The 378-nt window shown below is 69.8% G+C and carries 1 protein-coding gene; it reads right to left on the bottom strand.

Going from position 1 to position 378, the window contains the following annotated elements:
• The coding region (locus EOA24_RS41245; RefSeq protein WP_127410984.1) for an alpha/beta hydrolase at window positions 1–374 on the bottom strand (374 nt) is incomplete at its 3' end.
• Window positions 375–378: the final 4 nt, after the last annotated feature.

Here is a 378-nt window from a genome sequence, read left to right as displayed (position 1 = left end):
TCGCTGCTGGCGACGATGAGCGAGGGAAAGCGGAGCCGTCCCGCCGGCGCGCCGGCAAAACCGCGCACCGAGGCCGGAAAGGCCTGGCTCGCCGGATCGGGAACCGCGACCAGGAAGGCGCCGGCGCAGGCATCCTTCGAGACAAGCTGCCAATGCGCGACCAGCAGGCAGCCGAGGCTGTGGGAAATCAGCACAGGCGGGGCATTCGCCGCCGCCACCGCAGCGTCGAGGGCGCCGATCCAGTCGTCGAGATCCGGCTGCTCCCAACTTGCCGGGCTGAAGCGGCGCATGGCCGGGTTCGCCCGCTGCCAGCGCGTCTGCCAGTGTGCTTCGCCCGATCCGCCGATGCCGGGCACGATGATGAATTCGTTCATGGAC

Origin of the sequence: Mesorhizobium sp. M2A.F.Ca.ET.039.01.1.1, from assembly GCF_003998035.1 — a bacterium.
Lineage (GTDB): Bacteria > Pseudomonadota > Alphaproteobacteria > Rhizobiales > Rhizobiaceae > Mesorhizobium.
The sequence above is the reverse complement of the archived record's forward strand: the minus strand, read 5'-3'. Positions and strand labels throughout refer to the sequence as shown.